This is a genomic window from Mycolicibacterium grossiae, from assembly GCF_008329645.1.
Taxonomy (GTDB): Bacteria; Actinomycetota; Actinomycetes; order Mycobacteriales; family Mycobacteriaceae; genus Mycobacterium; species Mycobacterium grossiae.
On sequence record NZ_CP043474.1, the window covers coordinates 2,496,284 to 2,511,836 of the forward strand.

Here is a 15,553-nt window from a genome sequence, read left to right on the forward strand (position 1 = left end):
TCGCCGCCCCATCCGTAACGCTGGAGATATCGCACACGATGACAATTTCGGGAGACGGTCTCGATGCCATCGTTGCTCAAGCAGTCGGCGGCGATCGAGATGCCCTCCGGAAGGTGCTGGAGACCATCCGCCCGATCGTCGTCCGCTACGTGCGGGCGCGGATCGGAACCGCGGACCGCAGCGGTCTCTCAGCTGACGACGTGGCTCAGGAGGTGTGCTTGGCCGCCATCACGGCGCTGCCGCGCTACAGGGATCAGGGACGACCGTTCCTGGCCTTCGTCTACGGCATCGCCGCACACAAGGTTGCTGACGCCCACCGCGCCGCGGGGCGCAACAAGAGCGATGCCACCGACACCATGCCCGAGCGTGCCTCCACGGCCGCCGGGCCCGAGCAGCTCGCCATCGACGCCGATTCGGCCGCGAGGATGAACGCGCTGCTCGCCGTGCTGCCCGAGAAGCAGCGCGAGATCGTCATCCTGCGCGTCGTCGTCGGCATGAGTGCCGAGGAGACCGCCGAGGCGGTCGGCAGTACGCCGGGAGCGGTGCGCGTCGCCCAGCACCGCGCTCTGGCCCGACTCAAGAGCGAGATCGTGGCGACGGGACACGACCATGCCTGACTTCGGACGCTGGACCTCGAACGGGGGAGATCCCTCCCTCAACGACATCAACCGTGCCGACCGCTTCATCGAAGCGCTCAGCAGCAATCAGCCGGTCTACTCCACCGATCCCGGCGACGCCGAGCTGGCGTTCCTCCTCGCGGACTGGCGTGACGGCGTCCGCGAGACGCCGTCGTCGGTGACGGTCACCGAGGCCGACGCCGTGGCGGCCCTCGCTGCAGCGACCGCCCCGCACCGCGGTAACCGCCGCACGCTGGCCGTCGTCGGCTCCGCGGCTGCCGCCGTCCTGTGCGTGGGCGGCTTCGGCGCGGCCGTCTACGGCGCCGGACCGGGTGACGGTCTGTACGGATTGCGCACCATGTTCTTCGGCGAGCAGCAGGCCACGCGCGACGACCAGGTGGTCCTCGCTGCGCAGCAGGAACTTGCCCAGGTGCAGCAGCTCGTCGAGCAGGGCCAGTGGGATCAGGCCCAGGACAAGCTCGCCACGCTTTCGTCCACCGTGCAGAGCGTCGAGCAGGTCGAGCGCAAGCACGACCTGATCGAGCAGTGGAATGCGTTGACCTACAAGGTGGTCGAGCAGGATCCTGCAGCGACCCTGCCTCCGGTCGGCGAGCCGTTGCCACCGCTGCCGGACGCCCCGCTGACGCTCCTGCCGCTGCCGGCCCTGCCCGATCCCGGCGCCACGTCGACGTCGTCGTCCACGTCGTCCACGTCGCCGGGAGAGACCACCTCGTCGCCGGGTGAGACCACCACCTCGACGTCCGAGGTCACGCCGTCGCCGTCGGACGTGCCGAGTACGACGCTGCCGAGTACGACGCTGCCGAGTACGACGCTGCCGGGTACGACGCTGCCGAGTTCGACCGTGCCGAGTGCGACGCCGAGCACCCCGGTGACCACGCCGCCGCCGGCCAGCACGCCCGCGGCCACACCGCCGCCGTCGAGTGCGACCCGGCCGCCGGCCACGTCCACGACCACCGTGGTGTCGCCGACGACCACGACGACGGTGACTCAGGCACCGGCAGCCCAGCCGCCCGCGGCACCCGGTTCATTGGTCGCACCGCCGGTCCAGACGCCGACGTTGGTGCAGGAGCAGCAGCAGGCCCCGGAGCGGGAGCAGAAGCCCGCGCGCGAGGACGCACCCGTGACCACGGTGATCCTGCCGGGCGGCGGTCAGGGCAACGGCGGGGGCAATGGTGGCGGAAACGGCGGCGGCAACGGACGCGGGTGATCCGCTCGCGTTACGCCGTCAGCGATAGCCGTCGGAGTCCGACGACGTGGCCTCGTTGAGCGAGGCGTCCGCGTAACCGCGGCAGTAGTCCCAGGTGACGTAGGCGTCGGGCTCGGGGTCGTAGGCCGGCTCGTGCGGGCGCACCGTCCCGTCGACGAGCAGCTGCAGCAGGTTGGCGCGCAGCATGTCCCAGTCGTGGTAGTGGTCCTGCTGGCATTCGTCGCAGCACACCACCAGTCCGCGAATTCCCTTGTGCGCCAACAATGCTTCATAGACGGCGAGGTCCGCGAGATCGGCCTCCACCGCGACGCGCTCCTGCGGATCCAGCGGCTGGCCGGGCTCGATCGCATCGAGAGCCGCCGAGGGATCGCACGGGTCGTCGGCGAACGGATCGGGCGGCAAACCCGGTGGCAGGTGGTCTCGCACGGGTTCCACAGTACGCAGGCCCCGTGGGGTCGCGCTAGCGCTCCGTGGCCCCGCCGGGGCGTGTCCGGTGGGCGATCGGGCGCCGTCGGCGCAGCGTGAAGCCGATCACGCGGGCCCGTGCCGATAAGATGGTCGTTCACCGTCTCCACCTGCCGCGCCCCCCGGGAGGCCCACCCCATGTCGATCACCGAGAGCAGCCTTCCCATCGCCGTGCCGGTCCCCACCGGCGGTGACGATCCCACCAAGGTCGCCATGCTGGGCCTGACCTTCGACGACGTCCTGCTGCTGCCCGCCGCGTCCGACGTGGTGCCCGCCCACGCCGACACTTCAAGCCAGCTGACCAAGCGCATCCGGCTGCGGGTGCCCCTGGTCAGCTCGGCCATGGACACCGTCACCGAGTCCCGCATGGCGATCGCCATGGCCCGGGCCGGCGGCATGGGCGTGCTGCACCGCAATCTGCCGGTCGCCGAGCAGGCCGGACAGGTCGAGACCGTCAAACGGTCCGAGGCGGGCATGGTCACCAACCCCGTCACGTGCTCGCCCGACGACACGCTGGCCGAGGTCGACGCGATGTGTGCGCGCTTCCGCATCTCGGGCCTTCCGGTCGTGGACGGCCGGGGTGCGCTGGTCGGCATCATCACCAACCGCGACATGCGCTTCGAAGTCGACATGAACAAGCCCGTCGCCGAGGTCATGACCAAGGCGCCGCTCATCACCGCGCAGGAGGGCGTCTCCGCGGAGGCGGCGCTGGGCCTGTTGCGTCGCAACAAGATCGAGAAGCTGCCGATCGTCGACGGCAACGGCAAGCTGACCGGTCTCATCACCGTCAAGGACTTCGTCAAGACCGAGCAGTTCCCGCTCGCCACCAAGGACAGCGACGGCCGGCTGCTGGTGGGCGCCGCGGTCGGCGTGGGCGACGACGCCCGGGAACGCGCAATGACCCTCGTCGACGCCGGAGTGGACGTGCTCATCGTCGACACCGCGCACGCCCACAACCGCGGCGTGCTCGACATGGTGTCCTGGGTCAAGGCCATGGTCGGCGAGCGCGTCGAGGTGGTCGGCGGCAACGTCGCCACCCGCGCCGCCGCGGCAGCGCTGGTCGACGCCGGCGCCGACGCGGTCAAGGTGGGCGTCGGTCCCGGCTCGATCTGCACCACCCGCGTGGTCGCCGGTGTCGGCGCACCGCAGATCACCGCGATCCTCGAGGCCACCGCGGCCTGTGCGCCGCGCGGCGTGCCGGTCATCGCGGACGGCGGCCTGCAGTACTCCGGCGACATCGCCAAGGCCCTGGCGGCCGGCGCGTCCACGGCGATGCTCGGCTCGCTGCTGGCCGGCACGGCCGAGGCCCCCGGCGACCTGGTCTTCGTCAACGGCAAGCAGTTCAAGAGCTACCGCGGGATGGGCTCGCTGGGCGCCATGCAGAACCGCGGCTCGCAGAAGAGCTACTCCAAGGACCGCTACTTCCAGGACGACGTGCTGAGCGAGGACAAGCTGGTGCCGGAGGGCATCGAGGGCCGGGTACCCTTCCGCGGCCCGCTGTCCACCGTCGTGCACCAGCTCACCGGCGGTCTACGGGCGGCCATGGGCTACACCGGGTCCGCCACGATCGAACAGCTGCAGCAGGCGCAGTTCGTGCAGATCACCGCGGCGGGGCTGAAGGAGAGCCACCCGCACGACATCACGATGACGGTCGAAGCGCCCAACTACTACTCCCGCTAGGGGACCCCGACGCATGCGCGACATGGTTGAAATCGGCATGGGCCGGACCGCCCGCCGCACGTACGAACTCGACGACGTCAACATCGTTCCGTCGCGGCGGACGCGCTCCTCGCAGGACGTCTCGACGGCCTGGCAGCTCGACGCCTACCGCTTCGAGACACCGGTCATCGCCCACCCCACCGACGCGCTGGTGTCGGTGGAGTTCGCCATCGAGATGGGCCGTCGCGGCGGTCTCGGCGTGCTCAACGGCGAGGGCCTGATCGGCCGCCACGCCGACGTCGAGGCGAAGGTCGCGCAGGTGATCGAGGCCGCCGAGAAGGAGCCCGAGCCGTCGGCTGCCATCCGGCTGCTCCAGCAGCTGCACGCCGCGCCGCTCGACCCCGAACTGCTCGGCGCCGCGGTGGCCCGGATCCGCGAGGCCGGCGTCACCACCGCCGTGCGGGTCAGCCCGCAGAACGCCCAGGCACTGACCCCGGCTCTGGTGGCCGCAGGCATCGACCTGCTGGTCATCCAGGGCACCATCATCTCGGCGGAAAGGGTCGCCCAGGATCACGGGGTCGGTGAGCCGCTGAACCTCAAGACGTTCATCTCCGAACTCGACGTGCCGGTCGTGGCGGGCGGCGTGCTGGACCATCGCACGGCGCTGCACCTGATGCGCACGGGCGCCGCCGGCGTCATCGTCGGCTACGGCTCGACCTCCGGTGTCACCACCAGCGACGAGGTGCTCGGCATCAGCGTGCCGATGGCCACCGCGATCGCCGACGCCGCCGCCGCGCGGCGGGAGTACCTCGACGAGACCGGCGGCCGCTACGTGCACGTGCTGGCCGACGGCGACATCCACACCTCCGGCGACCTGGCCAAGGCCATCGCCTGCGGTGCCGACGCCGTGGTGCTGGGCACGCCGCTGGCGGTGGCGGCCGAGGCGTTGGGCGGCGGCTGGTACTGGCCATCGGCTGCGGCGCACCCCTCGTTGCCGCGCGGTGCCCTGCTGCAGGTGGCCGTCGGCGAGCGGCCGGCGCTGGAGCAGGTGCTCGGCGGGCCGTCCGACGACCCGTTCGGCTCCCTCAACCTGGTCGGCGGACTACGTCGCGCGATGGCCAAGGCCGGCTACTGCGACCTCAAGGAGTTCCAGAAGGTCGGGCTGACCGTCGGCTCCTGACCGGCGAGGATTCACAGCGTTCTTTACAAGTTAGGGTCGCCTGTCTAGCTCGTTACCCGGCAGTAAGTTCATAATGGCGGGCATGCCTGACTACGACGTCGTGATCATCGGTTCGGGTTTCGGAGGCAGCGTCAGCGCGCTGCGTCTCACCGAGAAGGGCTACCGCGTCGGGGTCCTCGAGGCCGGCCCCCGCTACGAGGACGCCGACATGGCGAAGACCTCGTGGAACCTGCGCAAGTTCCTCTGGGCGCCGCAGTTCGGCATGTACGGCATCCAGCGCATCCACCTGCTGCGCAACGTCATGATCCTCGCGGGCGCGGGAGTCGGCGGCGGCTCGCTGAACTACGCGAACACGCTGTACGTGCCCAAGGAGCCGTTCTTCAACGATCCGCAGTGGCGCGACATCACCGACTGGCGTGACGAGCTGATGCCGCACTACGACCAGGCGAAGCGGATGCTCGGCGTCGTCACCAACCCGACGTTCACCGACGCCGATCGCATCCTCAAGGAGGTGGCCGACGACATGGGCGTCGGCGACACCTTCGTGCCCACCCCGGTCGGCGTCTTCTTCGGCCCGGACGGGCAGAAGACGCCGGGCAAGCGCGTGCCGGATCCGTTCTTCGGCGGCGCCGGACCGGAGCGCACCGGCTGCATCGAGTGCGGGTCCTGCATGACCGGCTGCCGCTACGGTGCCAAGAACACGCTGCTGAAGAACTACCTCGGCCTGGCCGAACGCGCCGGCGCCGACATCATCCCGATGACCACGGTGAAGGACCTCGAGCCGCAACCCGACGGGTCGTGGAAGGTGTACACCGTGCGCACCGGCCGCAAGATCCGCCGCCAACGCACCACCTACACCGCCGCCCACGTCATCGTCGCCGGCGGCACCTGGGGCACGCAGAAGCTGCTGTTCAAGCTGCGCGACACCGGCCGGCTGCCGGAGCTGTCGGACAAGTTGGGCGTGCTCACACGCACCAATTCCGAGTCGATCGTGGGCGCGGGCCGGCTGCGGGTGAAGGACGACCTCGACCTCACCCACGGCGTCGCGATCACGTCGTCGATCCACCCGAGCGAGGACACCCACATCGAACCGTGCCGGTACGGCAAGGGTTCCAACGCGATGGGTCTGCTGCAGACGCTGATGACCGACGGCCTGCTGCCCGACGGCACCGGCGTCCCGCGCTGGCGGCAGCTCATCGGCGCGGCCCGCTCGGATCCGCGCGGCACGATGCGTCTGCTCAACCCGCGTCGCTGGAGCGAGCGCACGATGATCGCCCTCGTCATGCAGAACCTCGACAACTCGATCACCACCTACACCAAGAAGACGAAGCTGGGCTTCCGTCGCGTCGTCAGCAAGCAGGGCCACGGCGAACCGAACCCGTCCTGGATCCCCGTGGGCAACGAAGTCACCCGGCGCATCGCGAAGAAGATCGACGGCGTCGCGGGCGGCACCTGGGGTGAGCTGTTCAACATCCCGCTGACCGCGCACTACCTGGGCGGCGCCGTCATCGGCGACACCAAGGAGCACGGTGTGATCGACCCCTACCACCGGGTGCACGGCTACCCGACGATGTACGTCGTCGACGGCGCCGCGATCTCCGCCAACATGGGCGTCAACCCGTCGCTGTCGATCACCGCGCAGGCCGAGCGTGCCGCCGCGCTGTGGCCCAACAAGGGCGAGCAGGACGTCCGGCCCCCGCAGGGTGAGCCGTACAAGCGCCTCGACCCCATCGCGCCCAAGCACCCGGTGGTGCCGGCCGACGCGCCCGGCGCGCTGCGCCGGCTGCCGATCGAGCCGGTGTCCTCGGCGAGCTGAGCGCTGCCCCGCCGGCGGGGACGGCGACGTCCCCGCCACTAGACTGAGCCGGTGAATTCCCCCGCTGGATCCGAGGATCGACCCGACGCCGCCGCCGCTGTGCGCCCGGTCCTGGTGGTCGACTTCGGCGCGCAGTACGCACAGCTGATCGCCCGTCGCGTCCGCGAGGCGCGGGTGTTCTCCGAGGTGGTGCCGCACACCACCACGGTCGAGGAGATCGCCGCCCGCAACCCGCAGGCGGTCGTGCTGTCCGGTGGCCCGTCGAGCGTCTACGCCGAGGGCGCCCCGCAGCTGGACCCGGCGCTGTTCGACCTCGACGTCCCGGTCTTCGGCATCTGCTACGGCTTCCAGGCGATGGCGCAGTCGCTCGGCGGCACCGTGGCGCACACCGGCACCAGTGAGTACGGCCGCACCGAGCTGAGCGTCACCGGTGGTGAGCTGCACTCCGACCTGCCGCCGATGCAGCCGGTGTGGATGAGTCACGGCGACGCCGTCACCGCGGCTCCCGACGGGTTCGAGGTCGTGGCCGCGAGTTCCGGCGCGCCCGTCGCCGCGTTCGAGAACCGGGCCCGACGGCTGGCGGGCGTCCAGTACCACCCCGAGGTGATGCACTCCCCGCACGGCCAGCAGGTGCTCAGCCGCTTCCTGCACGACTTCGCCGGCATCGACGCGTCGTGGACCCCGGCGAACATCGCCGAGAGCCTCATCGAGCAGGTGCGTGCCCAAATCGGCGACGGGCGGGCCATCTGCGGGCTCAGCGGCGGCGTCGACTCCGCCGTCGCGGCCGCGCTGGTGCAGCGCGCCATCGGCGACCGACTGACGTGCGTCTTCGTCGACCACGGTCTGTTGCGTGCCGGCGAGCGCGGCCAGGTGCAGCGCGACTTCGTCGCCGCCACCGGAGCAAACCTCGTCACCGTCGACGCCGAAGCCCGCTTCCTGGAAGCACTCTCGGGCGTCACCAACCCCGAGGGCAAGCGCAAGATCATCGGCCGGGAGTTCATCCGGGCGTTCGAGGGGGCGGTACGCGATATCGTCACCGACGGCGCCGGCGAGGTCGACTTCCTGGTGCAGGGCACGCTCTACCCGGACGTCGTCGAGTCCGGCGGCGGCACCGGCACCGCGAACATCAAGAGCCACCACAACGTCGGCGGCCTGCCCGACGATTTGAAGTTCCGTCTCGTCGAACCGCTGCGACTGCTGTTCAAGGACGAAGTGCGCGCCGTCGGCCGCGAGTTGGGCCTGCCCGAGGACATCGTCGGACGCCAGCCGTTCCCCGGCCCGGGGCTCGGCATCCGCATCGTCGGCGAGGTCACCGCCGACCGCCTCGACACGCTGCGTCGTGCGGATTCCATTGCGCGCGAAGAACTCACGGCGGCGGGTCTGGACAAGCAGATCTGGCAGTGCCCGGTGGTGTTGCTGGCCGACGTGCGCTCGGTGGGCGTGCAGGGGGACGGCCGCACCTACGGTCACCCGATCGTGCTCCGTCCGGTGTCGAGCGAGGACGCGATGACCGCCGATTGGACGCGGGTGCCCTACGAGGTGCTCGAGCGGATCTCCACCCGCATCACCAACGAGGTGCCCGAGGTGAACCGCGTCGTGCTGGACGTGACGAGCAAGCCGCCGGGCACCATCGAGTGGGAGTGACTCACTCCGGCTCGGCGTCGGCCTCCTTGGCGATGAGGTCGCCGAGGATCTGACCGACGGCCGACTCGATCGTCGACTCGATGGAGAAGGCGAGCGTCGCCGAGACCGCGGCCACCGCCTGCGTGCGGAACCGGACCAGCATGGTGATGAGTTCGGCCACCTCGGTGTCCGGAGGCAGTGCGGAACCGGGGGCGATGCGGTCCACCACGTGCTCGACGCCCGCGGCCACCAGCAGCCCGCTGATCTGGTCGACCAGCGGTGCGATCTGCTCGTGCAGGTCGATCAGCCGATCGCCCGCCACGCCGTACTGCCGGATCTCGTTGAAGGCCTCGATCAACTTGGGTCGCACGACCACGGCTTCCGGTGTGCCCGAGTGATCCTCGAGCCGGATGACGCCGAGACCGACCATGCGGTCGAACCCCGTGTCGTCGTCGACGAGACGCCGTGCGTCGGCCACGCTCATCCGCTCCGGCTTCTCGGTGGCCCACGTCCCGGCGATCGCGTTCTCCAGGCCGAGCATGTCGCCGACGTTCTTGCCCTGCTCCCACGCCGAGAGCATCTCGTCGACGTGCGTGAGGTTGTAGCCGCGGTCGAGCAGCGACGTGATGAGCCGCAGCCGGGTCAGATGGGTGTCGTTGAACAGCGCGATCCGGCCCACCCGCAGCGGTGGGTGCAGCAGTCCGCGATCGCGGTACACCCGGATGTTGCGGGTGGTGGTGCCGGCGAGCCGGGCCAGCTCCTCGATGCGGTACTCGCCGGAGGCCTCGGTGCCGTGCGGCGACACCGCGGCGTCGAACAGTTGGGAGACGGCGTTCTCGATGACGTCGCGCGAGCCGCGGCGGATCTGGCGCGGCGCCCGGCGCAGCCCGGCGAGGACGCCCGCGATGGCGCCCGCCTGCTGCTTGGGTTGCCGTCCCGACACGTCAGGTGCCCGACACGTCCGCCGGTCGGAAACTGCGCATCCGTCGAAGATACTGCCTGGCGGAGCCGGAGTGCGCCGAGGCGGTGAATCCTTCGACGGTCAGCCGGCGACCCTCTCGGTGCGGGACATGGTGGTGCCGAGGGCGTCGGCGAGGAAGGCGGCGACCCGGCGCATGGCCGGAACGGCCTCCGGGGTGAGTCGGGGCAGCGCCTGGAAGACGTGCACCTGATCGGGCCACACCTGCAGCTCGCAGTCGCCGCCTGCTGCGGCGAGGTCGGCGGCGAGTTGCCGGGCGTCGCTGACCAGCATCTCGCCGCCGCCGGCCTGGACGAGCGTGGGCGGCAGCGTGCGACCGCCGGCCACGTCGAGCGTCAATCGCGGATCCGTGAGTTCGGTGCCGACGCAGTACATCTCGATGAGCTTCGCGGCGTCGGTGGCGCGGATGGCCGGGTCGCGGCGCAGGGCTTCGCGAGCGCGCGCCAGGCCGAAGCTGAGATCGATCAGCGGCGAGAACAGTGCCACCGCTGCCGGATGGGTGACGTCGCGTTGCAGCAACAGGTCCACGGTGAGGTGGCCGCCTGCCGAGTCGCCGAGGATCGCCAGCCGGTCGGGGCGGTAGCCCTGGTGGCCGGTCAGCCAGTCCCAGCCCGCGCGCACGTCGTCGGCCGCCGTGGGGAAGCGGTACCTCGGCGCCAGCCGGTACTCGACGCAGAACACCGGCAGTCCGGTGAGCCGGGACAACCACGCCACCAGCCGGCGGTGCGTGCGCGCCGAGCACAGCACGAAACCGCTGCCGTGCACGTAGTACAGCGCGCGGCCGGAGTCGTCGCGCGTGACGCCGCGTCCGCGCACCCACTCGCCCCTGACGCGCCGGCCGTCGGCCAGCCGGACGTCGACCGGCTCGACGTGCGTGCCGGCGAGCGACGGCCCGAAGGCGTCCATGATCCCGGCGATGATCCGCCGCGAGGCCCACAGGCCCCACGCGCGGTCGGGGGGAAGGACGGCGCTGATCTGACGCAACGTCAGACCGCTGATGGTCGCGGCGCCGCGGGAGCGCAGCGACCCGCGGGCCGGCACGTGGGTGCCGGGCGCAGCCGGGGTGGCGGACATTCGGACCTCCGTTGGTCGAACCGTCCGCCGAGTACACCACCAATGGTGACATTCGTCAATGTCACCATTCGGGCTAGCGCGGACGGCGGCGCGTTCCGTAACGGCGCATCCCGGCCGACCGATGAACCCCCTGAGTCAACGACGATGCGCCCGCGCGGCGCAGGACCAATGACGAAGGAGGACCACCATGACGTTCACGAGAATCGCCGCAGGTTGTGGCATCGCCGCGACGGTCATCGCCACCGCCGGATGCGCCAACGGCGCACAGAGCGGGGAAGCGACGACGACCACCACGGCCGCGGGCACCAGCGCGCGCGCCGAACTGAAGACCGTCGACGGAACGACGATCGGCACCGCGACCGTCGACTTCTCCGACGACGTCGCCACGGTCACCGTCGAGACCACGCCGCAGCAGGTGCTGGCACCCGGGTTCCACACCGTCGCCATTCACGCCGACGGCACGTGCAGCGGCGACTTCACGTCGGCCGGTGAGATTCTTCGGGGTTCCGGGCGGGACGCCACCCCGGCGACCGGCGAATTGCCGGACCTGCTGGTACGCCCGGACGGCGCAGCCAAACTGGTTACCACCTCCGCCGCCTTCACCGCCGAGGATCTCCACGGGACACGGGGCAGCGCCCTCATCGTCGGCGGCGACGCGCAGACGCGCGCGGCCTGCGGCGTCCTGGCGTCGCCCGCGTCCACCACCTCGAGTTCGACGTCCTCTTCGACGTCTTCCCCGGCGTCCACCTCCACCTCGACCTCGACGGTGACCCAAACCGTGGCGCCGCCCGCGACGTCCACCACGTCGGCCCCGAGCAGCACCGCCACTCCGTCGACGTCGACGTCCACCAGCAGCGGCAGCAGCACGGTGACCGTCACGGTCCCGTCGATCCCGTCGACGCTACCGACCTTGCCCGCCAACCCCTTCGACCCGAACGGCGCGGGCTAGGCACAGCGCTCAGCGCGCGGGGTCGCCCCGCCACATGAAGCTGTTGACGTACTTGCCCATGTCCAGGGCGATCTGCAGGTTGGCCGCCGACGGTTTGCCCGAGCCGAAGTCCGGCCCGAAGGCGTGGAACGGCCCGAGCGCCGCGGCCACCAGGGCCAGGTCGTCCTTGACCGCGACCATGACGATGACCCGCATCCGGGTGTAGTTCATCGCCATGCCCTGCGGCCAGCAGTCCACCGCCACCCCGAAGCCCGGGTGGTAGCCGACCATGGCGTTGGGGATCTCGTAGGCCGTCTTGGTGTCCGGGATGCTCTTGCGCACCAACGCGTAGGCGATGTCGTGCGGGGACCGGCCGCGGGCCGGCTCACTGAACAACTGCAGGGTGCCGCCGTCACCGGCCAGCAGGTCCGCGGTCACCCCGTTGTCCTTGCGCGTCACCCGGTAGGCGGAGCCCTCGGCGGGATAGCTCACCGAGAAGGCGCCGTCGGCCGAGGTGTAGCGCGGGTTGACCGTCACGGGCTCGCCCAGCGGCGGTGAGCCGCAGTCCGGCGGGCACACGTAGCGCGCGGCCGGCTGCTCGAGCGCGCCGGACAGGGTCACCAGACCGGCCGCCACGACGGCGATCGCCAGCACCCACACCACCACCAGGTGGCGGTGCGACGTGGTGCGCCGCTCGGCCACCCGGTAGGTGCCGCCGTAGGACGGCAGTCCCGGCGCGACCGTCGTCACGAGCCGTCCCCGCCGTCGGCACCGTCGTCGATGCGCACCGGCCGCTCGGTGCGCCGCAACTGACGCGACGACCGCGACGCCGCATGGGTGGCTGCGCCGCAGTGCGGGCAAAACGCCATGTCGGGGATGACGTGACCGCAGTGCGGGCACTGGATGAGTTCGTCGGACACCTCGTCGTGCTCCTCGTGCAGCAGGGCCAGGTGCAGACCGACCCGCAGGACGAGCACCGCGAGCAACGCGATGACGAGGTGGACGGCGAGCTGCACGAACTGCGGCACCCGGGCGACGTCGACGAGGCCGAGCCCGGCGTAGATCGCGATGACCGCGAACACCATGCCGAACAGGGCGAGCCGCACGAAGTTGCGATGCTGGTGCTTCTTGTTCGGTGGCCGGTGAAACCACAGGGCCGCTCCCATCAGCCCGCCGACGCACGCCGCGGTCAGCGGCACCGCGATCCCGCGGATGCCGGCCTCGACCATCAACCCGTCCATCGGGCGGCCGCGCGCCACCATGCCGGTGCTGAACTGCGGCGCCAGCCGCGTGAGCGTCGCCGCGGCGGTGAACATCAGTGCGCCCAGTGCGCCGAGTGCGAAGCCGTCCAGCGCCTCCCGGGTACCGGGGCGCACCAGCCGGACCAGTGCCGCGGGTGCGAGCATCAGCAGCATGCCGCCGATCGGGACGCCGAGACCGTCGCGGATGACGCGCGATGCGGCGACGCCTGCGCCGAGCGGGATGTCGTAGGCGTTGGCCACCATCTCACCGGTCAGCAACACCCAGCCGACGCCGATGCCGATGCCGAGTGTCGCGGTCACCACCAGTGTGGCCGAGGAGACGTCGCGGTAGACGTCGGCCTCCTGCAGGTAGATGAGGAACAGCAGCGGAAGGCCCAGTGCGGCAACGGTGATCAAGGCCGCGGGCAGGCGCAACAGCGTGGTGGCCAGCAGTGCGGCGACCAGCAGGCCGAGCCCGAGCAGGAAGGGCGTGCGCGACGTCGAGGGCAGGTGGGGAAAGAGCGAGCTGACGATGTTGGGCCGCAGCAGGTGTTCGCCGGGGGCGGCGCTGAAGGTCCGCAGCCGCAACCACTCCGGGCCCCGTCCGGGCTGCTCGTGGAGATGGCAGCCGCACAGCCCGCAGAACTCGCCTGCGGGGACGTCGGTCTGGCAGACCGCACACTCCATGGTGGGACGTTCGTCGTTGGTCATCGGGTAGCCCTTTGGAGCACGAGGATGTTGCGGACCAGGTTGTCGACGTCGGGGGTGCCCAGTCCGGTGACCAGGTCGTAGCCCGGTCCGGCGGTGTCGACGGCGTTGCCGCCGAGGGTGACGTCACGGAAGGCGGGAAGCGGTGCGCCCGCGGCGATCCGGTACAGCACGGGGTTCACCTCGCCGATCTGGCGGCCACCGTTGGCGAGCAGGTACTGGTTCATCACCGCGGCCATCGCCGCCCACAGTGGCGCTGACTGCGACGTGCCGCCGCCCACCACGAGATCGCCGTTCAGCACGATCTTCACCCCGGTGAACGGGTCGGCGACCGCGGCGATGTCCGGGGTCATGCGCTGCCCGGTCCGCCGGTCCGGGGCAACGGCGTCGGCGACGCCCTGCTGCCAGGGCGGCAGGTCGAACAGCGTGGAGACCCCGCCGCCGGTGCCCTGGCTGAGCGGCACGTCGAACCAGGCCTGCTCGGAGAGCCATCCGCCGGTGGCGTTGGTGGACAGCGTGGTGCCGCCGACGCTGGTCATCTCCGGCAGCGACGCCACCGAGTCGAGGCCGACGTCGGCGGGTCCGGGTGGCGAGTCCCAGTCGTCGCCGCCCTTGCACTCGAGGCCCGCGAGGTCGCCGCTGGCGTTGAACGCGCTGGTGCCGTTGGCGTAGGCGCGCAGCAGCGCCGACCGCACCGGCGTCAGATCTGCTGCGGTGAGCAGCTTGTCGCAGCCCCAGCCGATGGAGAAGCTCCACACCGCGCCGGGGAACCGGCGGTCGGTGTCCTCCAGCATCTGGCCGATCTTCACGTAACCGCCCTCGCCCTCGACGGTCGGCCGGGCGTTCACCACGACCTTCGTCGCGTCGGGCGCGATCGCGTGGGCCACTTCGAGATCCATCGTGAGTTCCCCACGGGGCCTGCCGGGTTGACCGCCCACCACGACGGGCGTGAAGCGCGGCAGTCCGAACGTCGTGGCGAAGGTGTCGAGGTCGGACTGGTCGAAGCCGTCGAAGGCGAAGATGACGATGGTCTGGTCCCGGCCGGTGAAACCCGCCCGATGCAGCGGCGTGACGTTGTAGGTGGTGCGCAGCGCGGCGGGATCCAGGCCCCGGTCGGGCACGTCGAGCGGCAGGTCGTGCGGGCGCGACGTCCGGTGTGGGGTGTAGCTCAGGATGCGACCGAATTCGGTGACCTCCGAACGCAATTCGCCCGGAACGCCGGGTTGTTGCGGTGAGGCGTAGAACTCCTGGCCGCGTTGGCCGCGGTAGTCGTGCACCTCGACGTCGAGGGCGGCCGAGACCGCGGCAGGAGCACCTTCGAGCACCGCCCACCGGTCGCCGGCCCGCCACGACACCGAGAGGTTTCGGGCGCGCGCCCACGAGGTCAGAGTGGCCGGCTGCTGGGCGGTGCTGAGCGCAGCGGTCAGCTGCACGTGGTCACCGCGTGCGGGACCGAGGTCGGTGGACGCCGCGAGGAGCAGCGCGAAGGGACCGTCGATGGTGTCGTCGGCCCGGGGGTTCGGAGGGATCCGGAGGTCCGAGGCGATCAGCAGGACTGCGGCAGCCACCGCGATCAAGAGCCAGCGTCCGGGTCGGATGCGCCGGTGCGTCATGCGAATCGGGCGTTCGCGAGACCCCGGGAGGGCGGTTCAGCCGATCCCGGGGCCGCGCGACGTCAGTTGTCGCCGGGGATGGCGGTCGGCGCAGGCGGGGCCTTGACCGACGGAGTGAACAGGTTGCCGCCCGTGGGGTTGATCGACTTCTCGGTCGGCGACACCGACGGTGCCGACGACGACGGAGCCGTGGTGGTCGTCGTGGTCGACGTCTCGGGCGCCTTCTCCTCGTCGGATCCACAGGCTGCGGTCAGGCCGACCATCGCCACGATCGCGGTACCGCCCACGGCCGCCGCGATGCGACGGGCCATACGACGATTCGACTTCATGATTTGTCCTTACTATCCCCGAGTAACGAACACATGGTCTTCGGCGGACCGCCAGGCGATCCAGCACGTCCCGTCGTGAACCATCGGGGTCGT

At 70.8% G+C, this 15,553-nt stretch carries 14 protein-coding genes; 7 read left to right on the plus strand and 7 right to left on the minus strand.

The annotated features are described in order from the left end of the window. Positions 1-38: 38 nt before the first annotated feature. Both FZ046_RS11930 and FZ046_RS11935 read left to right on the plus strand, forming a co-directional pair. Positions 39-617: a sigma-70 family RNA polymerase sigma factor gene (locus FZ046_RS11930; RefSeq protein WP_070356462.1), complete on the plus strand. Its 579-nt coding sequence runs from the start codon at positions 39-41 to the stop codon at positions 615-617. After that, on the plus strand, positions 610-1,845 hold the full coding sequence (locus FZ046_RS11935) for an anti-sigma-D factor RsdA (protein ID WP_070356461.1): 1,236 nt from the start codon (positions 610-612) through the stop codon (positions 1,843-1,845). Before FZ046_RS11930 ends, FZ046_RS11935 begins: the two co-directional genes overlap by 8 nt. Before the next feature lie 18 nt (positions 1,846-1,863). On the opposite strand, the gene FZ046_RS11940 is transcribed toward FZ046_RS11935, so the two are convergent. Next, positions 1,864-2,271, minus strand: a complete 408-nt coding sequence (locus FZ046_RS11940) for a DUF5319 domain-containing protein (protein ID WP_070356487.1) — start codon at positions 2,269-2,271, stop codon at positions 1,864-1,866. 177 nt (positions 2,272-2,448) lie between these two features. On the opposite strand from FZ046_RS11940, the gene guaB reads away from it, so the two are divergent. The 4 genes from guaB to guaA all read left to right on the plus strand — a co-directional run bounded on the left by guaB (position 2,449) and on the right by guaA (position 8,609). After that, entirely contained in the window at positions 2,449-3,990 is a 1,542-nt protein-coding gene (guaB, locus tag FZ046_RS11945) for an IMP dehydrogenase (RefSeq protein WP_070356460.1), read from the plus strand. Between the two features lie 13 nt (positions 3,991-4,003). Continuing rightward, complete coding sequence (locus FZ046_RS11950) at positions 4,004-5,149, plus strand: GuaB3 family IMP dehydrogenase-related protein (protein WP_070356459.1); 1,146 nt, start codon at positions 4,004-4,006, stop codon at positions 5,147-5,149. Positions 5,150-5,231: 82 nt separating this feature from the next. Then, complete coding sequence (locus FZ046_RS11955) at positions 5,232-6,965, plus strand: GMC oxidoreductase (protein WP_070356486.1); 1,734 nt, start codon at positions 5,232-5,234, stop codon at positions 6,963-6,965. A 51-nt stretch (positions 6,966-7,016) separates the two neighbouring features. Beyond that, on the plus strand, positions 7,017-8,609 hold the full coding sequence (gene guaA, locus FZ046_RS11960) for a glutamine-hydrolyzing GMP synthase (RefSeq protein ID WP_070356458.1): 1,593 nt from the start codon (positions 7,017-7,019) through the stop codon (positions 8,607-8,609). A gap of 1 nt (position 8,610) precedes the next feature. On the opposite strand, the gene FZ046_RS11965 is transcribed toward guaA, so the two are convergent. Then, positions 8,611-9,531, minus strand: coding sequence for a MerR family transcriptional regulator (locus FZ046_RS11965; RefSeq protein WP_176749696.1), 921 nt, complete (start codon positions 9,529-9,531; stop codon positions 8,611-8,613). A gap of 99 nt (positions 9,532-9,630) precedes the next feature. After that, positions 9,631-10,641, minus strand: coding sequence for an alpha/beta hydrolase (locus FZ046_RS11970; RefSeq protein ID WP_083298656.1), 1,011 nt, complete (start codon positions 10,639-10,641; stop codon positions 9,631-9,633). Between the two features lie 187 nt (positions 10,642-10,828). Here FZ046_RS11970 and FZ046_RS11975 point away from each other — a divergent pair, with 187 nt between their 5' ends. Next, positions 10,829-11,590 carry a superoxide dismutase family protein gene (locus FZ046_RS11975; protein ID WP_083298655.1) on the plus strand — a complete coding sequence of 254 codons (762 nt, stop codon included), beginning with the start codon at positions 10,829-10,831 and terminating at the stop codon, positions 11,588-11,590. Positions 11,591-11,599: 9 nt separating this feature from the next. On the opposite strand, the gene FZ046_RS11980 is transcribed toward FZ046_RS11975, so the two are convergent. The 4 genes from FZ046_RS11980 to FZ046_RS11995 form a co-directional block, all read right to left on the minus strand. Then, entirely contained in the window at positions 11,600-12,319 is a 720-nt protein-coding gene (locus FZ046_RS11980) for a hypothetical protein (RefSeq protein ID WP_211372276.1), read from the minus strand. Further along, positions 12,316-13,521 carry a zinc ribbon domain-containing protein gene (locus FZ046_RS11985; RefSeq protein WP_070352475.1) on the minus strand — a complete coding sequence of 402 codons (1,206 nt, stop codon included), beginning with the start codon at positions 13,519-13,521 and terminating at the stop codon, positions 12,316-12,318. The genes FZ046_RS11980 and FZ046_RS11985 overlap by 4 nt, the downstream gene beginning before the upstream one ends. Beyond that, entirely contained in the window at positions 13,518-15,131 is a 1,614-nt protein-coding gene (locus FZ046_RS11990; protein WP_070352474.1) for a S53 family peptidase, read from the minus strand. Before FZ046_RS11990 ends, FZ046_RS11985 begins: the two co-directional genes overlap by 4 nt. 62 nt (positions 15,132-15,193) lie before the next feature. Beyond that, on the minus strand, positions 15,194-15,442 hold the full coding sequence (locus tag FZ046_RS11995; protein WP_246182971.1) for a hypothetical protein: 249 nt from the start codon (positions 15,440-15,442) through the stop codon (positions 15,194-15,196). Between the last annotated feature and the right edge of the window lie 111 nt (positions 15,443-15,553).